Source organism: Staphylococcus sp. HMSC068G11 (assembly GCF_001815825.1).
Taxonomy (GTDB): domain Bacteria; phylum Bacillota; class Bacilli; order Staphylococcales; family Staphylococcaceae; genus Staphylococcus; species Staphylococcus epidermidis.
Genome location: NZ_KV822098.1, coordinates 359097 through 380207, shown reverse-complemented (window position 1 = coordinate 380207; position 21111 = coordinate 359097). Strand labels below are relative to the sequence as shown.

The 21111-nt window shown below is 33.8% G+C and carries 23 protein-coding genes and 1 pseudogene; all 24 read left to right on the top strand.

Annotation, left to right across the window (positions count from 1 at the left end):
• Window positions 1-10: 10 nt before the first annotated feature.
• The 24 genes and pseudogenes from HMPREF3058_RS12525 to HMPREF3058_RS09845 all read left to right on the top strand — a co-directional run bounded on the left by HMPREF3058_RS12525 (window position 11) and on the right by HMPREF3058_RS09845 (window position 20390).
• Window positions 11-205, top strand: a complete 195-nt coding sequence (locus tag HMPREF3058_RS12525) for a hypothetical protein (RefSeq protein ID WP_002502058.1) — start codon at window positions 11-13, stop codon at window positions 203-205.
• On the top strand, window positions 205-1437 hold the full coding sequence (locus HMPREF3058_RS09945) for a phage portal protein (protein WP_002502059.1): 1233 nt from the start codon (window positions 205-207) through the stop codon (window positions 1435-1437). The genes HMPREF3058_RS12525 and HMPREF3058_RS09945 overlap by 1 nt, the downstream gene beginning before the upstream one ends.
• Complete coding sequence (locus tag HMPREF3058_RS09940) at window positions 1427-1984, top strand: HK97 family phage prohead protease (RefSeq protein ID WP_070731393.1); 558 nt, start codon at window positions 1427-1429, stop codon at window positions 1982-1984. The genes HMPREF3058_RS09945 and HMPREF3058_RS09940 overlap by 11 nt, the downstream gene beginning before the upstream one ends.
• 40 nt (window positions 1985-2024) lie before the next feature.
• Window positions 2025-3350: pseudogene (locus HMPREF3058_RS09935) on the top strand (phage major capsid protein).
• Between the two features lie 18 nt (window positions 3351-3368).
• Window positions 3369-3710 carry a head-tail connector protein gene (locus tag HMPREF3058_RS09930; protein ID WP_002502061.1) on the top strand — a complete coding sequence of 114 codons (342 nt, stop codon included), beginning with the start codon at window positions 3369-3371 and terminating at the stop codon, window positions 3708-3710.
• Complete coding sequence (locus HMPREF3058_RS09925) at window positions 3700-4029, top strand: phage head completion protein (RefSeq protein WP_002502062.1); 330 nt, start codon at window positions 3700-3702, stop codon at window positions 4027-4029. Before HMPREF3058_RS09930 ends, HMPREF3058_RS09925 begins: the two co-directional genes overlap by 11 nt.
• Window positions 4030-4163: 134 nt before the next feature.
• Complete coding sequence (locus HMPREF3058_RS09920) at window positions 4164-4430, top strand: hypothetical protein (protein ID WP_002502063.1); 267 nt, start codon at window positions 4164-4166, stop codon at window positions 4428-4430.
• Between the two features lie 2 nt (window positions 4431-4432).
• Window positions 4433-4837, top strand: a complete 405-nt coding sequence (locus HMPREF3058_RS09915) for a hypothetical protein (protein WP_002502064.1) — start codon at window positions 4433-4435, stop codon at window positions 4835-4837.
• A 12-nt stretch (window positions 4838-4849) separates the two neighbouring features.
• Window positions 4850-5476, top strand: a complete 627-nt coding sequence (locus HMPREF3058_RS09910; RefSeq protein WP_002499234.1) for a major tail protein — start codon at window positions 4850-4852, stop codon at window positions 5474-5476.
• A gap of 18 nt (window positions 5477-5494) precedes the next feature.
• Entirely contained in the window at window positions 5495-5680 is a 186-nt protein-coding gene (locus HMPREF3058_RS09905; protein ID WP_049367138.1) for a hypothetical protein, read from the top strand.
• A 63-nt stretch (window positions 5681-5743) separates the two neighbouring features.
• On the top strand, window positions 5744-6106 hold the full coding sequence (gpG, locus tag HMPREF3058_RS09900; RefSeq protein ID WP_049367139.1) for a phage tail assembly chaperone G: 363 nt from the start codon (window positions 5744-5746) through the stop codon (window positions 6104-6106).
• Between the two features lie 32 nt (window positions 6107-6138).
• On the top strand, window positions 6139-6291 hold the full coding sequence (gpGT, locus tag HMPREF3058_RS12325; RefSeq protein ID WP_002502068.1) for a phage tail assembly chaperone GT: 153 nt from the start codon (window positions 6139-6141) through the stop codon (window positions 6289-6291).
• 28 nt (window positions 6292-6319) lie between these two features.
• Complete coding sequence (locus HMPREF3058_RS09895; RefSeq protein WP_049367141.1) at window positions 6320-10816, top strand: tape measure protein; 4497 nt, start codon at window positions 6320-6322, stop codon at window positions 10814-10816.
• Window position 10817: 1 nt separating this feature from the next.
• The gene (locus HMPREF3058_RS09890) at window positions 10818-11651 is read left to right on the top strand and encodes a phage tail domain-containing protein (protein ID WP_002468177.1); all 834 of its coding nucleotides are present in this window, start codon (window positions 10818-10820) and stop codon (window positions 11649-11651) included.
• 9 nt (window positions 11652-11660) lie between these two features.
• Window positions 11661-13220, top strand: coding sequence for a prophage endopeptidase tail family protein (locus HMPREF3058_RS09885; protein ID WP_176745828.1), 1560 nt, complete (start codon window positions 11661-11663; stop codon window positions 13218-13220).
• Window positions 13213-13386 carry a hypothetical protein gene (locus HMPREF3058_RS12320; protein WP_002502072.1) on the top strand — a complete coding sequence of 58 codons (174 nt, stop codon included), beginning with the start codon at window positions 13213-13215 and terminating at the stop codon, window positions 13384-13386. Before HMPREF3058_RS09885 ends, HMPREF3058_RS12320 begins: the two co-directional genes overlap by 8 nt.
• A 15-nt stretch (window positions 13387-13401) precedes the next feature.
• The gene (locus HMPREF3058_RS09880; RefSeq protein WP_002502073.1) at window positions 13402-15264 is read left to right on the top strand and encodes a M14 family metallopeptidase; all 1863 of its coding nucleotides are present in this window, start codon (window positions 13402-13404) and stop codon (window positions 15262-15264) included.
• Complete coding sequence (locus tag HMPREF3058_RS09875) at window positions 15264-16478, top strand: BppU family phage baseplate upper protein (RefSeq protein ID WP_002502074.1); 1215 nt, start codon at window positions 15264-15266, stop codon at window positions 16476-16478. The genes HMPREF3058_RS09880 and HMPREF3058_RS09875 overlap by 1 nt, the downstream gene beginning before the upstream one ends.
• A 4-nt stretch (window positions 16479-16482) precedes the next feature.
• Complete coding sequence (locus tag HMPREF3058_RS09870; RefSeq protein WP_032606043.1) at window positions 16483-17106, top strand: poly-gamma-glutamate hydrolase family protein; 624 nt, start codon at window positions 16483-16485, stop codon at window positions 17104-17106.
• Window positions 17103-17528, top strand: a complete 426-nt coding sequence (locus HMPREF3058_RS09865) for a hypothetical protein (RefSeq protein WP_002502076.1) — start codon at window positions 17103-17105, stop codon at window positions 17526-17528. The genes HMPREF3058_RS09870 and HMPREF3058_RS09865 overlap by 4 nt, the downstream gene beginning before the upstream one ends.
• On the top strand, window positions 17515-17922 hold the full coding sequence (locus tag HMPREF3058_RS09860) for a hypothetical protein (protein ID WP_002502077.1): 408 nt from the start codon (window positions 17515-17517) through the stop codon (window positions 17920-17922). Before HMPREF3058_RS09865 ends, HMPREF3058_RS09860 begins: the two co-directional genes overlap by 14 nt.
• A gap of 157 nt (window positions 17923-18079) precedes the next feature.
• Entirely contained in the window at window positions 18080-18478 is a 399-nt protein-coding gene (locus HMPREF3058_RS09855; RefSeq protein WP_032606342.1) for a YxeA family protein, read from the top strand.
• 63 nt (window positions 18479-18541) lie between these two features.
• Window positions 18542-18952 (top strand): phage holin, encoded by a 411-nt coding sequence (locus HMPREF3058_RS09850; RefSeq protein ID WP_002502079.1) that lies wholly within the window; start codon window positions 18542-18544, stop codon window positions 18950-18952.
• Window positions 18927-20390, top strand: coding sequence for an SH3 domain-containing protein (locus HMPREF3058_RS09845; RefSeq protein WP_049367144.1), 1464 nt, complete (start codon window positions 18927-18929; stop codon window positions 20388-20390). The genes HMPREF3058_RS09850 and HMPREF3058_RS09845 overlap by 26 nt, the downstream gene beginning before the upstream one ends.
• Window positions 20391-21111: the final 721 nt, after the last annotated feature.

Sequence of the window (21111 nt, the reverse complement as noted above, 5' to 3'; positions counted from 1 at the left end):
GGGTGAAATAATGCAAAAGTTCTTATATGCACTTGTAGTAATACTATTATTTATTATGGGTTTAATAGGACTGTTCTACGGTTTGTTTATACTTTGGCAACCTTTAGCTTATATTATTGGTGGGTTGTTGCTTATCAGTCTCTCTGGCGTCTTAAATCAAGCATATGATAACACCTCGATGAGTCGGAAAGGGGGTGACAGTTAATGCCATTACTTGATTTAGGATTTACAAGCAAACAAGAAAAGATGAACAGAGATTTAGAACGATTGTTGTATTGGCAAGAACATGGCACACATTCAAGCTATGTTGGTATAAACGCGTTACGAAACAGTGATGTATTTACTGCTACACGAATTATTTCAGCAGACATTGCAAGCACTAAATTAAAGGTTAAAGGTCATGAAACAAATACTGTGATGAACCAAATATTGGATTTGTTCAACAATAATCCACATTCAGACTTACCAGGTTGGCACTTTAAGTTTATAATCATCGCCAACATGTTACTCAATGGACAATCTTTTGTTGAAATTGTACGTGATAAAAATGACTTCCCCGTAGGCTTTCACTTCTTACATAATGATTTAGTAGGAGTTGAAGAAAAAGACGGAGATATTGTCTACAACGTGAGCGAAGATGTAGAAGGTAACGCTGTTAAGATAACTAGTGATGATATATTACACTTCAGATATATCACGTTAGATGGATATGTGGGTTATAGTCCTTTATATGCACTAGCACATGAGATTGGTATATCACAAGGCTCAAAGAGTTTCTTGCGTAATTTCTTTGACAATGGTGGTACTTCAACATCAGTGTTAAAGTATAAAAAAGGTCAAATCAATGCTGAACAATTAAGAGATTTGAAAAAGAATTTCTCAGAAAGTCAATTAAAAAACAATGGTGGATTAGTTGCTATTGATGACACAATGGAATTTAGTAGATTGCAAATTCCTACTGAAGTATTGAACTTCTTAAACAGTTATAAGTTCAGCACTTCACAAGTTGCAAAAGCGTTTGGTTTGCCAGTATCTAAATTAGGTATTGAAACCGTCAATACATCTATCACACAAGCAAACCTTGAGTATTTGCAAAGTACATTAGACCCAATATTTAAGATGATGATTGCAGAACTCGAAACGAAAATATTTAAGTTTGTTGATTCTGATTACGAATTAGAGTTTGACTCATCACGTCTCATCGACATTGATCCAGAGCTACAATTACAACGTATTACTGAATTGCATAGTAAAGGAATTATTTCAACAGACGAAGCTAGAAGTGTATTTGGTTATCAACCTATTGAACATGGCGAGCAACCATTGGTTGACCTTAATAGAGCGCCACTTAACACTTTAGAAAATTACCAAAAATCGAAGATTGATAAAGAAGTCGAAAAGAACTCCATTAAAGGGGGTGATGAGTATGACGAATAGTAACGTTGACACTGGGCAGCAAGACATGGTTATTGAAGGGTATGCAATTATCTTTAATTCGATGAGTGATGACTTGGGTGGGTTCAGAGAAATTGTAGCACCTAACGCCTTAGACGGTGTAGATGTAAGTGATGTCAAATGTTTAATTAATCACGATTTCAGCTATGTTATAGGACGCACACAAGCAGGAACGCTTGAGTTACAGGTGGATGAAAAAGGGCTATACTTTAAATGTCACTTACCTAATACATCATACGCAAGAGATATTTATGAGAATATTAAAGCGGGTAACGTAAACCAGTGCAGTTTCTTTTACACATTGCCGCCTAATGACTCAACGGCTCGTACGTGGCAAAATATAGATAATGAGTACGTTCAAACCATAAATAAAATCGATGAATTGATTGAAGTTAGCATTGTTACAGTGCCAGCCTACAAAGATACATCGGTTGAAGTCGGTCAACGTGTGAAAGACTTAAAGAAATTCAAACAGTTGGAACAAATGAAGATAGCATTGGATTTAGAAAGCCTACGTTTTGAAACGTAAGGCTATTTTTTATACCCAAATTTAATAAGGAGGCTTACACATGGCTAATTTAGATGAGCGTAAAGAAGAAATCGCCAATTTGATTTCTAAAGCGCAAGAAGCAGTTGAAAAGGGCGATCTCGAAACTGCTCGTAATTTAAAAGCTGATATTGATGCAAAGAAAAAAGAGTTTGAAGAACTCGAACAGCTTTCACAAGAAATTGAAGCATCAGCACCTAAGTTAGAAGAAACACCACCTCAAAGTGAAGGTGCAGAAGAAACTGATAACAAAGCAGCAGAAGAAAAAGAAGATACCTCTGTTGATGATGCTAAAGGCGAAGAAAAGTCAGATGATAAACCATCAAATGACGACAAACCATCTTCAGAAGAAAAACTAGAACCACCAGCTATCGAGAAAGTAGAAGAACCTACTGAAGAAGAAAAAGACAAAAAGAAAAAAGAAGGAGCGAAACGTTCTATGGCGAAATTAAATCAAAACCCAGAGACAAACGAAGAAGTATTAGCGTTTGAACAGTACATGAAATCTAAAGGAGCGAAACGTGACAACGTTAAATCAGATGACGTTGGTGTAACAATTCCTGAGGACATCAAATACATTCCTGAAAAAGAAGTGAAAACAGTCCAAGACTTATAAGAGTTAGTACAAAAGACTTCAGTTTCAACTGCATCTGGTAAGTACCCAATCTTAAAACGTGCTAACGCTAAATTCAACACTGTTGCTGAATTAGAGAAAAACCCTGAGTTAGCTCGTCCGGAATTCGAAACAATCACTTGGGAAGTAGACACTTATCGTGGAGCGATTCCAATCTCACAAGAAGCGTTAGACGATTCTGTTGCGAATTTAACTGCAATCGTATCTGAAAATATTAATGAACAAAAAATAAATACTTTAAACGAACGTATTGGTGAAGTTTTAAAAGCATTCAATCCTACTAGTGTATCTAATGTTGACGACTTAAAAGAAATTATCAACGTTAAATTAGATCCTGGTTATGACCGTCAAATCATTTGTACTCAAAGCTTCTATCAAAAACTTGATACATTAAAAGATGGTAACGGTCGCTATTTACTACAAGACAGTATCATCAACACTGCAGGTAACACCGTGTTAGGTATGAATGTAACAGTTGTGCGTGATGACTTGTTAGGTAAAAACGGAGACGCATTAGCATTTATTGGCGATGTAAAACGTGGTGTATTATTTGCAGACCGTACAGACATTTCTGTTCAATGGATTGAAAATGAAATTTACGGTAAATATTTGATGGGTGCTTTCCGTTTTGATGTAAAACAAGCTGATAAAAATGCTGGTTTCTTCGTAACATTTGAAGATGCGGCAGAACCTAGTGGGGATTTAGGAGCATAAGTAAAGTAGGTGATATCAATGTTCAAAATAGATAACGTTGAATCAATAAAAAAAGCGATACGTGTTGATCATGATTTTGATGACGACTTGATTATGCAAGTTTATTTACCTGGAGCAATCAGTGAGGTTAAGGCTGCTGTTTCTTTAGGTGAAGAAGATGATAAATTCTACAACAATAATCCTATATTCAATTTAGCGGTCTTAAATATTATTGCTCACCACTACGATAATCGTTCAATCACATCTAATGAACAATCATTTGATGTGCCTGCATCATCAATGAAACTTATACAAACACTTAGAAGCAATCTAGTTAAGTGGCGAAAAGATAACATCGAGGTGATAGCCGATGAATCTTAACGAGCTTGATTATAGGGTTGCTTTTTATTCAGTTTCAAATAACGGACCTGAAGCAGGAGCGGGTAACTGGGAAGAAGTTTTTAGTTGCTTCGCTGGTCTATACGAACCTACGCAAAAAGATGTACAATTAGGAAATTTAGAAACGAGTAAACGTTCTGTAACTATTAATATTAGAAATGCACAGCCTGACTTTCTACCTACAGTCAATCACGTATTTGAAATTAAAAATGGAATGTATGCTGGGTTAACTTTTGACATTAAGAACGTTGCGCCTGCTAAAACTCCTAATTACATCAAAGTGGTAGGTGAAGAATCATAGGGATATCAATCAAAGGTGATAAAGAACTTATAGCATATTTAGAAAAGCAATATGGAAAATCTGCAACCAAACGTATCACTGATTATGCATTAACCAAAGGCGGAAACAAAGTTGTAAGTATTATCAAAAATAATATGAAAACTTTTAAAGACACTGGAGAGTCGGTAGAAGAAACTACACTTTCAAAACCGACGACGATAAACGGTGTAAGGACTGTTAAAATTCATTGGCGTGGTCCCAAACAGCGCTATCGAATTATTCATCTAAATGAATATGGTCACTTTGATCGTTCAGGGAAATGGGTAAATACAGCAGGTAAAGGCGTAATTGAACGTGCAATGCGAGAAGGACGCGAAACCTACTTTCAAACGGTTAAAGAAGAAATGAAAAGGCGGGTGTAGATATGGAAGATATCACAACAAAGATATACGATGCGATTATAAATAATGAAGAAATAATGAAACATGTCCCCAAAAATAACATTAAATTCTTCGATTATCCAAACGCGCAAGAAATCAAAGATATAGTGATTGTCATTGATCCATTAGACACACCAAAGCCTGATGATTTTGCTGACAATGATAATTTGACGTATGAATATTTATATCAAATAGACGTATTTGTAAAACAGAACCAAGGTGTAAACGGACGAGTCCTATCAGATAGGCTCGTCTTTTTAATACAACGAATAATGTGGGAAGTATTGGGATTTGGTGAAACATCTTCCATTAAACCAGAATATATAAAAGAATTTAGTATCTACCGACAAGCTAAAAGGTTTGAAGGTAAACAATATTTTAAAATTTAGGAGTGTTTTAATATGGCAGAGAAAAACTATCGTTCATTTACAGGTTTAACAGAATTTTATTACAAAGTGCATGGTGAAGGCGGCGTTCAAAAAGTTGCTGATCCAGAACGCATTAAATATTTACAAGAAATTTCAGTATCAAAAGACCAAGACATCGAGAAAGCATATGGTGATAACCAAGTGGCAGAAATGGCAGTTGCTAACGGAACAATTGAAGTAGAAGCTGGTTTCCACAAATTACCATTAGAAGATAGAGTGGCACTGTTTGGTTTAGAGAAATCTGAAAGTGGCATCGTTTCAGTTGGTAACGATACGCCACCATATGTAGCTGTTATGTTTGCTAAAACTATGGAAGATGGTTCACGCGAATATGTGGGATTACCTAAAGGATTATTCACATTCCCTGAATTAGAAGGTAATACAAAAGAAGATGGCGTAGAATTCAGTTCTGACTCTACTACTGCTGAATTCATGCAAGCTAAAGTTAAGGGCTTCGAAGAAGAAAAAGCAATGTTATTAGGTCACGATGCTAAAGGTACATCTGTTATGAAGGATGCTATTTGGGAAGCTATCTTTGGTGAATCTGCAGAAAGCAGTAATCCATCTGATGACACAGCAGAATCAGAATTAGGCGCATAACTTACAGGAGGTTTGATTATGGCTAAGAAAAAATATGAAGTTTTACACAAATTCATCGATTTAGAGGATAAGAACAAAGTATATAACGCTGGTGATACTTATCCTAAACCAGCAAACAAAAAAGTGTCTCACGATCGCATATTAGACCTTTCTACAAGCGATAACAAACGTGGAAAGGTATTAATCAAAGAAATAGAAGAATAACCAACACGAGGGCTTAAATGCCCTCTTTTTATTTACAATTCAAAAACAAAGGAGCAATTATAAATGGCTAAACGTAATTTTATTAAATTAGTACAAGTAGACAAAAAAGGTAACGCAGTAACAGATTCAGAAGGTAACGCAAAATTCGACACTTATATTACACCTACACAAATTCCATTCCGTAAAATCTATGATGCTGCTGATTTAATGGACGGTGCATCAGACGAAAATACTTCAGCGCAAGAAAACATTGACCAAATGTTAGATATGGTGGTTGATATCTACAATGATCAATTTACAAAAGACGACTTATTAGACAGATTACATGCACCAGACGCAGTAGAAGAATTACAACAACAAATTCAATTCATTGCACAAGGACAAATGGATGAAGAAAGAAAAAAGGAACTAGCCAAAATGATTTAAAACCTATCACTTATAAAGAACATAAGGAAAATATGAAAAAACTCATACTGCAAATGATGAAAGAAGGCGGCAAGGATATCAATGACATATTAGACATGCCTTTTGCTTTCTTCATGGAGTTAGTTGACGAAAGTAATAAGAAGAACGTCAAGAAAACTGACAGTATGATTAATGCATTCATGTAATACGTCTTGTAAGTAAGGAGGTGAAGTGATGGCAGAAAGAATCAAAGGTTTACAGATAGACCTGTCGATGCGAGATGTAAATATAAGTAAGACATTGGCTGGAGTAAAAAGAGAATTTAGAGCATTAAACTCAGACCTCAAACTATCAAGTAATAACTTTAAGTATGGAGAAAAAAGTGCTAATGCCTATAGATCTCGTATGAATGATTTAGATGGAGCTATTAAACAAGGTACTGCTAATTTAGATTCACTTAAATCTCAATATGAAGAAGTTGCTCGAACGCAAGGTGCTAATAGTGCTAAAGCTGTTAGATTACGTACTGAGTACAATAATCAAGCCATAGCAGTTAATAAAATGAGAGATGAATATAGTAGATTAAACAGTTACTATAGGGAAAATTTTTCCATTGCAGGTCGATTGAGCAATTCTTTTAAAAGTGTTGGTTCAAACATGCAGAATGTAGGTCAACAAGCACAAAATTTAGGTAGTTCTCTTACAAGTAAAATTACTAAGCCAGCGTTAGTAGCTGGCACTGCAATGGCAGGTATAACAGCTAAGCTAGGTTTTGACAGATTGGTCGGTCTTGATACTGCTAAAGCAAAACTCGAAGGTTTAGGCTATTCAACTAAAGAAGTGGGTTCGATTACTGATCAAGTAACACATGCGATTCAAGGCGGTATGACAACAATGGCTGAAGGTACCGATGTTGCAGCAGGTGCATTAGCGGCAGGAGTAAAACAAGGTAAAGAATTAGAAAAGTATATTAAATTAGTTGGTGATGCGGCTGTCGGAAGCAATAGACCGGTATCTGAAATGGCAATGATATTTAATAGAGTTCAAGGTCAAGGAAAACTAATGACTCAAGAATTAAATATGATTGAAGAAGGTATGCCTGGATTTAGTAATGCTATGGCTAAACATCTTGGCGTTTCCTATGACGCGTTCAGGGAAATGGTTACCAATGGAGAAGTAAGTTCTAAGGAATTTTTAGAAGTTATGGATGACTTCGCTGGTGGTATGGCAGGCGCTTATTCTAAATCTTGGAAAGGTATGGTACAAAACTCTAAGGCCTATATAGGTCAAATTGGAGAAGCGTTCTTAAGCAGTACCTTTGAACAAGCCAAAGGTGGTTTGCATGAATTTGAATCTATGTTGAAATCGCCAGGAGCCAAAGAATGGGCAGCTAAAACCGGCGAACAACTTGGTAATACATTAGCTTCTATTGGTAACGGTATTAAAGGCCTAATAGATTGGTGGCAAAATTTAGACGGTTCCACTCAAAAAACGCTAGGTGGTATTGTTAAATGGTTAGGCATCACTTTAGTTACTATGGGGCCAGTATTAACTATATTCGGTAAGATGGCAAGCACTATTGGTGGCATGTTTAGTGGAATGTCTAGCTTAATACAATTCTTCATTAGACATAATGGTGTGGCTAAAGTATCTGCTGCATCGCAAGCAATATGGAATGGTGTTACTGCTACTGCTCGTGGTATCGCAAATGGTTATAGATTAGCAATATCAGCTTTAAGTACATCTCAAACTATACAAGCTTTGAAAACTAAAATTGCTGCAGCTGCAACAACGGTTTGGACTACAGTTACTAAAGGTGCAGCTTTAGCAACTAAAGGCTTAGGCTTAGCTATAAGATTTATGACTGGTCCAGTAGGTATAGTTATTACAGCTATCGGATTATTAGTAGCAGGACTTATTCATTTATGGAAAACAAATAGTTCGTTTAGAAATAGTGTAATTACTGCTTGGAATGCTATTAAAAATTCGGCAGTAACTATATTTGGGTTTATTAAGACTTATATAGTAGCTATATGGAATGCTATAAAAGCTTCAACAATTGCAGTATGGAACGGAATTAAAACCGTTGCTGTAGCTACATGGAACGGAATTAAACTTGCTATATTACATCCTATCAAAACATTGAAAACTATTTTGTCGACTATCTGGAACGCTATGAAGAATAGTGCTATTAAAATCTGGACCACCTTGAAGAACGGTGTTATAGCAATTATTAAAGCGTATGTTGCGCAAGTCAAATTCAATATCAACCTTATTAAACGTATAGTAGTTACGATATTTAATGCTATTAAAAATTTCTCTATTAAAGTGTGGACTGCACTAAAAAATGCTGTATTAGGAATTGTTCGAACTTTACGCAAAGGTGTTCTTTCTGTGTTTAATGCATTAAAAAAAGGTGTTTCTGCAATATTTAATGCTATAAAGAATGCCACAGTTAGAATATGGACTGCTATGAAAAATACTGTCATTAATCGAGCGAAAGCATTATGGTCTGGAGTTAGAAATACATGGAATGCACTCAAAAAAGGTACAATTGCCATATTTAAAGCAGTTGGTAGTTTCATGAGTTCTAAATGGAACAGTATTAAAAAAAGTACTGTTAATAAAGCGAAAGCCCTATGGTCAGGCGTCAAAGGTGCTTGGGGATCACTTAAAAAAGGTACTCATAACACCATGAATGCTGTTGGTGGTTTCATGAGCAAGAAATGGAATGGAATTAAAAGTACTACTGTATCTATAGTAAATAGCATGAAATCGAAAGTTATGGGCACCATGAATAAAATGAGAGACGGTATCAAAACAGTTACCGGTAAAATTGGTAATCTTTTTGGCGGAATGGTCAAAGGTGTTAAAAAAGGATTGAATAAATTGATCAGTGGCGTTAATTGGGTTGCTGATAAATTAGGTATGGATAAATTACCGTCTATTAAATTAAGTACAGGGACAAACGCATCTAAAAAATATGTGAGTCATGGGAAAATTAACCGAAACACTTTTGCGACAGTCGGAGACAAAGGTAGAGGTAATGGCCCTAGTGGATTTAGACATGAAATGATTGAGTATCCTAACGGTAAAACGACTATTACCCCTAATAGAGATACAACCACATTCTTACCTAAAGGTTCTAAAGTTTATAATGGCACACAAACTCATGCGATGCTATCCCAAATGCCTCGTTTTAGTACCGGTTCAGCTATCAAAGAAAAAGCTGAATATATGTTTGAAAAAGGTAAAAAAGCTATTAAAGGCACAGTAGGTAAAGGCAAGGACTTGGGAGGAAATGCAGTAGATCAAGTAAAGAAAGTTGGTTCTGAGGTTGCGGTTAAAGCTAAAAAGGTTGGAAGTGCAGTTATATCAGGTATAGGAGATGTATTTGATTATATAGGACACCCTGGTAAATTAGTTAACAAAATTTTTGACAAAGTTGGATTTAACTTTAATTTTCTCAAGGATGCACCTTTACCTTTTGATTTAATGCAAGGAGCCTACAAGAAATTAAAGAGTGGTGTCAAGTCATTATTTGACGAATGGCTTAATGATGCCGGTGGTGGCGATGGCTCTTCCTTTACTAAGTTCCCAATTACTACGGGATATTATCCTAATGGTGGCGCTCCTGGTTATAGTTTTGGTGGAGGTCATCATTACGGTATTGACTTTGGCGCACCTTTTGGTACGACAATCAACGCTACGAATAGCGGACAGTTAGGTGAATTGCATAACTTTGGCGGAGGGCTTGTTGCAAGACTTTTAACAGGTCAATTCACATTATTTTTTATGCACTTATCTAAAATATTGAAACACGGTAAAGTACAGGCAGGAGAACCTATAGCTAAAACAGGTAATAGTGGTAACTGGACTACTGGTCCTCACTTACATTTCCAAGTCGAAAAAGGTAGACATAATGATATTACTAACCAGAATACTGTAAACCCACTTAAGTGGCTCAAAGGTCACGGTGGCGGAAAAGTTGGTGGTAGTGGTTCTGCAAACGCACGTAGAGCAATTCAAAGAGCACAATCTATTTTAGGTGGACGTTATAAATCGTCTTATATTACCGAACAAATGATGAGAGTTGCCAAGCGTGAATCTAATTTCCAAGCCGATGCAGTTAACAACTGGGACGTTAATGCTAGAATGGGAGACCCTTCTAAAGGTATGTTCCAAATGATTGGGTCATCTTTCAGAGCATATGCTAAACCAGGGCACGGAAACATCTTAAACCCAACTGACGAAGCTATATCTGCTATGCGCTACATTGTAGGTAAGTGGGTCCCTATTATGGGGAGTTGGAGAAGCGCATTTAAACGAGCTGGTGACTTTGCTTATGCTACAGGCGGAGTTATTAATACATCGGGAATGTATCAACTTGCTGAAGGGGGTTATCCAGAAATTGTAATCCCTACAGATCCAAGCAGACAATCAGATGCGATGAAATTGTTACATCTTGCTGCGAGTAAAATTAGTGGAAATAACAGAAATAAACGACCTAACCAATTACGTACACCTAGTGTTACTAGTAATACAGTTGATAACGCAGACTTACTACTACAAATGATAGAAAATCAACAGAAACAAATAAACGTGTTAATGGAAATAGCACGAAGTAATGAAAATATTGAAAAACAACCGAAAGGTTTTTCAGAACGTGATGTAAGTCAGGCACAAGGTTCAAGGTTAAGACTCGCTGCTTATAGCCAGGGAGGTTTATAAATTGGAAAATAAAAAAGTAAAAATATTTAACGATCATTTCGAAGAAACACTCACGGACATTCCTCATCTTAAGTTTCTAGAATTTGAAGAAGAGGATTTAGATAGAAAGTCTAATCAGATTGAAGTTAATGGTAGCGATGGCGTTTTACAAGGACCGATGAATTTCGGTCCTTTTAACTTGATACTGAGATTTTCATATAAAGGCATGGATTATAAAGAATATAGATTAGCAAAAGAAAAGTTACGTCAATTGATAAATAGGAGAGATCCTTATTTCGTATGGCATTCAGATATGCCAGGTAAAAAGTATGCAGTTATACCAGAGGGAGTGAGTAATGAAAACCTAACAAGTCAATTTGGACTTATTGAGGTGACTTACTCTGTCTACAAAGGATATGCAGAATCATTAAAAGACACTTCTGAGTTTAGTTGGACTGATGAAAGTTGGCAGTTTGAACAAGGTGTTATAGGAAGTGATGAAGTTAAATATAAACACAATATTCGTTACTTTAAAATATTTAACGGTTCTAAAGACACCATTAACCCTTTATTAAGACACAAATTAAATATTAATTGCACACTTACAGCACCTTATGGATTTGAAATCGTTAATCTAACCACAAATGATATATTTGAATATAAAAAACCTCTCAAAAAGCGTAATACGGTTTCGATTATAGGAGTGCATCCTTATATTAATAATAAAAGAGTTGGTAAAGACACAAATTATGATTTTATTACTTTAGCGCCGGGTTGGAATGAAATTTTAATTAGAGGTCACAATATATCCAATAGTCCTAAAACAGAATTTATATTTAATTACATTTATAGGTAGGTGAGAATATTGGAAAATCTAATATTTATGAATAGAGAAGGGACATTTTCGGAAATTGTTAATGACTTTGATTTTGGTTCCTTTAAATATGAATATGAACAAAATAATGAGCGATCCATATCTCTCACTGCTTATAAAACTAATGTTAACGCCGATATATTCGATAGTTTGATTAATGAAAATTATTTAATTTGGAAGGGTCAGAAATATGTTATTAAATCTACTGAACTTAAGTATGAAGAAGGTGTAATACTTAATGAAATTGAGGCTAAGCATATTTCTATGGAATTTCAAAATCATTATATACCTAAAGATTTAGATGATGAGTCACTGAATGATGAAGATGAGACTGAAACAAAAATTTCTATGAAAGTTAAAGAGTACCTTGATTTTGCATTCAAAAATAATAAACTTAATTTCGATTATAAGTTACATGGAAAGTTTAATGAGAGTAAATATATTGAAGAGTTCGGAGATAAAAATGGTTTAGAACATCTTATTGAAGGTGCTGAGCATTTTGGCTATATATTTTTTGCTGATAATAAAACTTTCCATATTTATACACCTGATAATTTTTATAAAAAATCAGATGAAATATTAGTTTATAAATATAACAATAGTTCGGTTTCGGCTAAAACAATCACAACTGAATTACGTACCTACATTCAAGGATACGGAAAGAAAAAGTCAAAATCCGAAACGAAAAACTATAAACCTATAAAGCCTAAAGATTTCTCGTATTCTGGAAATTTTAATAAAGAAGGTACTTGGTCTACTGAACATATAGGAGACTCCTTTTATAAGACATTTTATTGTAAGTGGGGGAATGAAACCTTAACTTGGAATCTAAAAAAAGGACCTAAAGGTGGAATAATCGAAGTATTTATTGATGATAAGTCCAAAGGGACTTTTGATTGTTACAGCGCTCATGCTTCGACGCAAAAAGTGATTTTAGCTAAAGGATTATCAAAAGGTAAACATTCTTTTAGAGGAGTTTTTAAATCGAAAAAATCCGGCATTGATTATAAGAAATCTAATCCAGTCATGTATGTTGGTACTAGTAAAAGTAGTGTTTTAAATCTAACTGCAGTTCTTAAAGGTAAAGATATTTATCATGTATATGCTGAGTATAAGTCTCCATATTATAAGCAATATGGTAAATCGGAAGCCCCTACAATATATGATGATAATATTACAAGCCAATCAGAGTTAAAGAAGAAATTAAAAGAAACACTTGATGATATTCCAACAATTGAAGTAGCAACGAATTATTTAGGATTAGAAAGTATTCATGAAAATAATACTATTCGATTTATACACAAACCTATCGGGTTTAATACCGATTTAAAAGTTGTCAAGCTTACTGAATATCATCCCCTTGTTTCGCAGCCTATTGAAGTGGAATTCAGTAATGCTCAGAAAGATATTATACAAATGCAATCACAGTTCAATCGTAGGTTAAGAAAGTTTAATAATCTTATGAAAAAAGGATTCAAAACTAGTGACTATTCTTTAAATGTGTTACAGGAATATAACGAAACAGTAGGAAGTGTATTGATTGATGAGTAAAGAAGTATCGATAAGATATCTACAAGATAGAGATGGAGAAGAATATTTTCCAGTCACGCACATAGAGGCAGTCATCGGTTTAGATGTTTACTTAGACAAAATAGAAAATTTGGAAAAAGAAAATGAAGAATTTAAAAAAAGAATATCTCATTTAGAGAAGGAATAAAAGGAGGTTCATAAAATGTTATTAACTTTAGACTTTCCTATTCAAATAGGGCACACATTTAGAACCAAGATGATAAATAATTTTAGAATAATACTTAATTATTATAATGAATTAGATCATCAGCATCGAGCACACGCAGAAACTAAGCATCATGCTCATCAAGCCATGCAAGTTGATTATAGAAATACAAACGTTTCTGCATTTTTAGATTATCTTAATGGTAATATTAATGGGCTTGTTTTAGGAGCAAATGGAGACGGTATAGCTGAAACAAAACAAGCCAGAGTATCAATAGATGGTACCGTACATCCCTTGTTGCAAGAAAGGCTTCTTCATGACTTCTTAGGAATTAAAAGAAAATTAGATAAAGAAATACATTCAAATGGTGCAGTCGATTTTATTTGGAATCCTCCATATATACCAGGAAATAGATTAGGTGAAAATGGAACACCAAATAATTGGGAACCAGAAGCCCATATTGAAGCATTTTTAAATCCTTTAGTTGATAATCAATATGTTACAAAAGAAGTTGTCGGAGAAGATACATCAGGAAAATATAATGTGTACAAATTCACGTTTGAACCGCAAAATTACCACAAAACTTTACTTATCACTTCATGTATACATGGTAATGAGACCACTGGATTTTTCGATATGTGTCATATAGTCAACCTATTGGTCAATGAGTGGGAAAAGTATCCTCAATTAACTTACTTAAGAAAAAATGTACGTTTAATTTATGTTCCTATGGTTAACCCGTGGGGATTTGCAAATCAAAAAAGAGAGAATGTGAATAATGTAGATTTAAACAGAAATTTTGATTATAACTGGAAAGCAGGTAAAGGGACAGATCCAGATAAATCTAACTTCAAAGGCAAAAGTCCTTTTTCTGAAAAAGAATCACAAAATATGCGTAACTTAGTTCAACGTATAGATAATTTGACAGCTCACTTGGATTTGCATGATATCATTTCAGTAAATAATGATTACTGTTTATTTTATCCTCGATGGGCCAATCAAAAAAATAATAATATGACTCAACTCATTAACAATTTAAAAAGTAACGGAGATCTCGTTGTTTGGGGTTCCAGTACATTATCATCTTTTAGTAATTGGGTAGGTATTCGAAATAAAACAACGTCATATCTTTCAGAAATAAATGAAAAACGTGTCGGTGAAAAGAAAAGTCCTGAAGAAATGAGACGTTCAGTACGCTGGGTAGGTAATGTAATTTTTAGAATGGCACAATTTGAATCATACCAAAATGGTCAAACATCTTTAGATCCTTTTATTAAAGTTATGGTCTATGATGATAGATTTAACAATAAAACATCTGAAGTCATTACCCTACGTGCAGAAAGAAATGAATGGCAACGTATAATGATGAGTCAGCAGCGTTTCAAAGTTTTAGCAAATGGATTTGTAGAGCTCTATGGATATGTGACTATAAACGTTGATAGAGATGTTACAGTGGGGATTAGCCCTAATATTGTTCAAAATTATCATCCATTCTTTGGGTTTGGTAAAAGTAGAAAACGTAATCTATTTTCAATTGAACATAAACTAAACAAAGGAAATACGACCTTCCCTATATATGCTGCTGCTGGTGTTCAAATGTCAACGATTACTGAACCAGGTACTAAACGTACTGATACAGTAATGCCAGTATTAGATGTTAAGAAAAAAGGTGCTGGCATTGTAACAATAAAACAAATTAAATTATTTGCGAAGTTCACTCCTACGCATTCTGCTAATTCTATTCAGATATTAAAATCTGGAGAATACGGTAATCTTAAAGAAGATACGTTCACACAAATTTACCCTAATACTATATACGATGATGATTTAAGAAACGTTATAAATGGGGAGGAAAAATAATGGAATTACAAAAGATTGGTAAAATTGAAGTTAAAAACGAGCCTTACTTAAAACCGATATCTGATGAAGGTATCGGTTTTTATAATTTAGATGATAAAACTGCTGTTTTAAGGTTTTATGTGACTAAAAACAACGAACCTTTATTAATTAGTGAAGAAAACACTGAAACGTACATATATCTTGAATCCTCTAACGGTTCTAATCAAGTAGTAGAAAATGTACGTTTTATTGACCCTTTGAATGGTGTTATTGAAGTAACCATACCTATTGAATTCTTACAAGCTTCAACGAATACAACTGTTATAGGTCAAATATATATTTCGATTAATCATCTAAATCAGGTAGATAGCGATAAATCATCAACTGCAGTTTTAAACGAATTTGAATTCAAAGTGGGTAACGCAATAATAAATAAAATTAATGGTGCAACTAAAATTAAATATATCCGTATGTTTGATGAATTAAAAAGACAAATTAATGCACGAGCCACTGAAATACAAGAACAATTAGATAATTTAGAAGATTACGTTGTTAAAGTGAAAGATGCAAGTGATGAAGGAATTACAAAGATTCAGATTGAAACAAAAAAAGGGTTGGACAAACTTAATCAACAACATAGTAAAAGTGTAAAAGACGTCGAGGAATTTCTTAACGCGGCTAAAAATACAATTCAAAATCTTTATGAAGAATATGACAACGAAATTGATACAAAAGGAAGTCAATATTTGAAAGATTTAAGAATCGAAGTTAGGAATATTGAAAATATATTAAGTCAAGAGGGATACGTCACAATTGATGAACATCGTAAAATCATTACTGAAATACAAGAAAAGTTACCTGAATCTTCAGATTGGATCGAATATGATTTAATTAATGGAGCTATAAAAAATAGGCATTATAAAGCTGAAGGACAAAATGGTTTTAATTGCGCTTATAAAACTATTCAACATCAAGACTACAAGGAAGTGATTTTAAGAATTAACGCTGACAATTTCAAAAGTGGAACTGCTATAGCGAAGTTACCGAGTGAATTAATTACAAGTACGCAAACTGCGTTCCTAAGAACGGTGCCTGTTAAAGCTTGTGGTGCTCAATTAACCATTGAACCTAATGGAGATGTTAAAGTTTATATTTCTCAGAGCGATCAGTGGTCAGTAAGTCGTGAAGCTTATATTTACGGAGAAATTAGAATGATAGATAAAGGAGGTGAATAATGTGATGGATACTTATAAATCTATGACTGAACTTGTGAGGAATGAAAAAGATTGGATGATTGAGACGCAAGATAGAAATAGTAAATCACTTATAACTGCTATACACGGAGGTGGTATAGAGTGTGGTACTTCTGAATTAGCGTTATTGGTTGCAGAATTATCGAATGCAAACTACTTCACTTTTAAAGGGTTAAAACCGAAAAACAATAGGACTCTACACGTCACTTCAACAAATTATGATAACCCCAATTTACTATATTGGAATCAATTTATGAATGTAACGATAGCCATACATGGTTATTCAAGCAATCAAGCAAATAGTTATATTGGTGGATTGGATGAAAGACTTATATCACTTATTACTCACAATTTAAAAGTTTCAGGTTTTAATGTGGAAGCCGCTCCTGAAAGAATTGCTGGTAAAGAAATTAATAATATAACTAACAAAAACGCCTGTGGAATGGGTGTACAGATTGAAATATCAACTCAGCAAAGAAAAGAATTTTTTAGTCGAAACGATTTTAGTCAAAAGAATAGAGAAAATACAAATAATTGGACAGAAGACATGTGTTACTATGCTAATGCTATCTGCGCTGCAATTAATGATAGAAAGTGGGTAGAAAGATGAAGAAAACACACCGTATGACTGAAATGGAATATATTAATGTTATTTCTTTATTATTTATTGGAACAATAGCTATGGCTCGAGGTTCTTTTTTTATATTTGCTTCTGAAATTCAAGTCGATAAAAGCCCATTGTATAGTAGTATTAATGAAATAATCCCCTTAAGTATTTGGGGGATTCCATTCTTTATAGGAGGATTATGTTTAGCAATTGCAGCTATGGCTTTACCTTATAGAAATATTAACAAAGTTTATAGTATTACTCTTATTTTAGGAGGGATTATTTGTTCTGTTTTTTTCTTTGTAATTACGTTAGCTGGTATTAGTGATTCTTTAAATTGGATGTCACCTCTTATTTATTTTTTAACTACTTTAACGTGTGGTGGTTATGCTTACTTTGGAGTGTTGCATTATGCCAAACAATGAATTACCCCAAAGTTATTATGACGATAGGGACGCTATTCATAAAAGGATAAGAGAAGTCGATGAAAAACATACAAACAATTATAACAATTTAAGTGTGTTATTAGCAGAATTTAAACCTACACTTAATCAAATGGTCGAGGCAACTAAAGAGATGAGTACTGAACAGAAAAAAACAAACCAACAAATTATAGAACAAGGCCAACGATTGTCTATTGTCGAAAAAGATGCTCAAATGTTTAGGAAACATTTAAGTCAAGAAGAACAAGAAGCAAAAGAGAAAGGTAAAGAAAATAAAGAGTTTATTTTAAAAGCTACCGGTATATTTGTTGGTGGAGGTGGTGTGGCTTGGCTTATCCACCCATTGTTCGACTTTTTAAAAAATGTGATTAATTAAAGTGGTATTTAAAGAAAAAATCATAGTAAGGCATATATAATTTTAAAATCTTTCAACTTTGTAAGTTTAAGATGTCATTTTGTAAGAATAGATAAAAGCAATTTTCATCAGAATCTTCTACAATTAAACTGTAATTAAATTGAAGGAGAGTTCACTAATGAGAGATTTGAAAATTTTATTAATTCCTATAATAGTCATTATATTATTAGTAATGGGATTACTTTTCGGATTGAGAATTTACGGTGATCATCATCCAAATAATGAAAATGTAAAAGATTTGAATATGAAGAACCCTCTTGAGCCGACAAAAGAATATTATGTAAAAACTACTAAACCAGTAAAAGAAAAGCCTAAAGAAGAGGCAGATCAAACTCATGAATACGAAACAATAGGTTATGATAAAAAAGGTAACAGTAAAAAAATTAAATATGTAGGAATGAAAAGACTAAAACTCAATCACTATTTAAAAATTAAACAAAAATTAGATACAGTTAAAAGTTATGAAGAAGTTAAAAAAGATGACATTCCTAAAGAAGCACGTAAACATTTAAATTAATATATTAGAGTCTGGGACATAAATCCTAGGCTCTTTTATTTTACTATAAAGGAGATGTAACCTTTGAAAGTTAATTGGACTACACGTTTAAAAAACGGAACAACACTCACAGCTTTAGTTGGTGCTGTATTATTATTTGCTAAACAAGTAACCGAAGCATTTGGTATAGATATATCAAGTCAACTTGAAACAATCAGTAGTATTCTGGGGAGTATTATTACAATACTTGTAGCTCTAGGTGTTGTTACAAACCCTAACACTAAAGGATTTACTGATGCTGGTATTGACCTAGAACTAAATAAACCGCGCAATCAAGAAACCCATCCTGTACAGTTTAAAAGTGAGTCAGGCGCAGTGAAACCTGAAGTTTTCGACACTAACGAACCGTTTACTGATGATTCTGATGAAGAGGAATTCGAATTTAACAATGGTGGAGGAGGAGCCCCAGATGAAAACACAATCTCAAATCAATAAACGTTTAAGAGATTATAAAAACGGTGTAGTAGATAGTCCATACAGAGTTAAACGTTGGACGAGTTATGACGCTTCCTTTGGTACTATGGAACCAGGTTGTATTGATAAAGACCGTGCTTATCACGCACAGTGTATGGACTTGGCGATAGATTATGTAATGTGGTTAACTGATAATCAAACAGAAATGTGGGGCGATGCTAAAAGCTCTATAATAAACAAATTCCCTAAAGGGTGGAAGATTGTAGAAAACAAACCGTCAACGATACCCAAAAAAGGTTGGATAGCTGTATATACAGCTGGAACCTATTCACGTTATGGGCATATAGGTATAGTATATGATGGTGGTAATACGAACTCCTTCCAAATACTTGAACAAAATTGGAATGGCTGGGCTAATAAAAAGCCTAGCTTACGATGGGATAACTATTATGGTTTAACACACTTTATTGTTCCGCCTGTAGCGAAAGAAATAGAAGAACCTAAAAAAGATGCAAAATCAGCTCCTAAACAGTCAGTTAAGGAAAATAGTAGCATCAAAGTTAACACTAATCATATAAAAGGTTGGACTATGACTAAAAGAGGTCGTAAACCTAAAGCTGTAGTTATTCATAACGATGCTGGTACAATGAATTCAAAACAATACTATAACGATCTAGTAAACGCTGATTACAGGAGATTAGCAAGAGGTATAGCTCACGCATATGCTGATAGAAACGGTATTTGGGAAGCTATATCAGAAGATAGAATTGCTTGGCATGTTTCTGATGGCGTTCAACCGGGTTCAGGTAATTTTGAAACTTATGGAATTGAAGTTAATCAATCATTGTACGTAAGCGATAAAAATTTCCTTAAAAATGAACAAACAGCTCTTAAATTCGCAGCGCATAAACTTAAAAAGTGGGGGTTACCAGCTAACAGAAATACTGTTCGTTTACACAACGAATTTAGTTATACAGCTTGTCCTCATCGTTCAGCTAAATTGCATACTGGTATTGATCCAACAAAACAAGCATGGACTAAGGCAACACAACTTAAGTTAAAAGATTACTTCATTAAACAAATTAGGGCATATATGAAAGGCAGTACACCTAAAGTTACTACAGTTAAAAACAAACCTGGCAGTGCTTCCACTCCAGCTAATAGACGAGATATGAACGGTTGGAAAATCAATAAGTATGGAACTTATTACAAATCAGAAATAGCTCGCTTTACGCCAAACACTCCTATTAAAACTCATTATGTTGGACCGTTTAGAAGTTGTCCTGTGAGCGGTGTATTACAGCCAGGTCAAACAATAAAATATGACACTGTATGTAAACAAGACGGTCACGTTTGGGTGAGTTATACAGCTTATAATGGTAATAATGTTTGGTTAGCTGTGAGAACATGGAATAAAACAAATGATAGTTTAGGAAAATTGTGGGGTACAATCAATTAATCTGTTATAATACAATTACCACGTCATTATACAAGGGTAGTTGCTATGGCTACCCTCTTATAAATTACAATTAATTATGTCTATAATATGAAGATGTTAGATTGATATTAAAAAAACATGGTTTAACACTACATTGGTTACACGGTCTGTGCTATAATTAAATTACATACAATTTAATTTTTTATACTCCTTTATAATTTTTTTGCTACCACGCTCTTTATGAGCGTGGTTATTTTTGCGAACGCAACAATTTCTGTCACAACTATGTTATAATTAATTTGCTAGTCATTTCACAGAAGGGTAGTCTTAATGGCTATCCTTTTTTATGTGAAATCTAATATAAAGATATTATTTTTAGTTAACCATTTACTTTATATTCTTTAATGTGCTAATTTATATATATACAATTTAACTTTTCTCTCATCTCAGTTTTTCATGTATTTATTTACTAACCACGTTCTTTATGAGCGTGGTAATTTTTTGTGTGCACGTGTCAAATACGTGTCAAAATAGTTATACTTATTTAGGTCTAGTCAGAAAATAAATCTCTAAAAATACTGTAGTTAAGCCTTTTTACAGTTGTTTAGAAAATTAAATTTATCCCTCCGTTTCCGTTCATTAGTAAAAATCAGTTTAATTCTGATTAACTAAATTACGCTAGAACGTTGATGTATCAACGTTCTTTTTCTTTATTTACTTATCCTAGAACTTTATCTTCCGG

Coding starts and splice junctions, on each gene's coding strand:
- HMPREF3058_RS12525 (WP_002502058.1), top strand. CDS start 11: ATGCAAAAGTTCTTATATGCACTTGTAGTAATACTATTATTTATTATG.
- HMPREF3058_RS09945 (WP_002502059.1), top strand. CDS start 205: ATGCCATTACTTGATTTAGGATTTACAAGCAAACAAGAAAAGATGAAC.
- HMPREF3058_RS09940 (WP_070731393.1), top strand. CDS start 1,427: ATGACGAATAGTAACGTTGACACTGGGCAGCAAGACATGGTTATTGAA.
- HMPREF3058_RS09930 (WP_002502061.1), top strand. CDS start 3,369: ATGTTCAAAATAGATAACGTTGAATCAATAAAAAAAGCGATACGTGTT.
- HMPREF3058_RS09925 (WP_002502062.1), top strand. CDS start 3,700: ATGAATCTTAACGAGCTTGATTATAGGGTTGCTTTTTATTCAGTTTCA.
- HMPREF3058_RS09920 (WP_002502063.1), top strand. CDS start 4,164: ATGAAAACTTTTAAAGACACTGGAGAGTCGGTAGAAGAAACTACACTT.
- HMPREF3058_RS09915 (WP_002502064.1), top strand. CDS start 4,433: ATGGAAGATATCACAACAAAGATATACGATGCGATTATAAATAATGAA.
- HMPREF3058_RS09910 (WP_002499234.1), top strand. CDS start 4,850: ATGGCAGAGAAAAACTATCGTTCATTTACAGGTTTAACAGAATTTTAT.
- HMPREF3058_RS09905 (WP_049367138.1), top strand. CDS start 5,495: ATGGCTAAGAAAAAATATGAAGTTTTACACAAATTCATCGATTTAGAG.
- gpG (WP_049367139.1), top strand. CDS start 5,744: ATGGCTAAACGTAATTTTATTAAATTAGTACAAGTAGACAAAAAAGGT.
- gpGT (WP_002502068.1), top strand. CDS start 6,139: ATGAAAAAACTCATACTGCAAATGATGAAAGAAGGCGGCAAGGATATC.
- HMPREF3058_RS09895 (WP_049367141.1), top strand. CDS start 6,320: ATGGCAGAAAGAATCAAAGGTTTACAGATAGACCTGTCGATGCGAGAT.
- HMPREF3058_RS12320 (WP_002502072.1), top strand. CDS start 13,213: ATGAGTAAAGAAGTATCGATAAGATATCTACAAGATAGAGATGGAGAA.
- HMPREF3058_RS09880 (WP_002502073.1), top strand. CDS start 13,402: ATGTTATTAACTTTAGACTTTCCTATTCAAATAGGGCACACATTTAGA.
- HMPREF3058_RS09875 (WP_002502074.1), top strand. CDS start 15,264: ATGGAATTACAAAAGATTGGTAAAATTGAAGTTAAAAACGAGCCTTAC.
- HMPREF3058_RS09870 (WP_032606043.1), top strand. CDS start 16,483: ATGGATACTTATAAATCTATGACTGAACTTGTGAGGAATGAAAAAGAT.
- HMPREF3058_RS09865 (WP_002502076.1), top strand. CDS start 17,103: ATGAAGAAAACACACCGTATGACTGAAATGGAATATATTAATGTTATT.
- HMPREF3058_RS09860 (WP_002502077.1), top strand. CDS start 17,515: ATGCCAAACAATGAATTACCCCAAAGTTATTATGACGATAGGGACGCT.
- HMPREF3058_RS09855 (WP_032606342.1), top strand. CDS start 18,080: ATGAGAGATTTGAAAATTTTATTAATTCCTATAATAGTCATTATATTA.
- HMPREF3058_RS09845 (WP_049367144.1), top strand. CDS start 18,927: ATGAAAACACAATCTCAAATCAATAAACGTTTAAGAGATTATAAAAAC.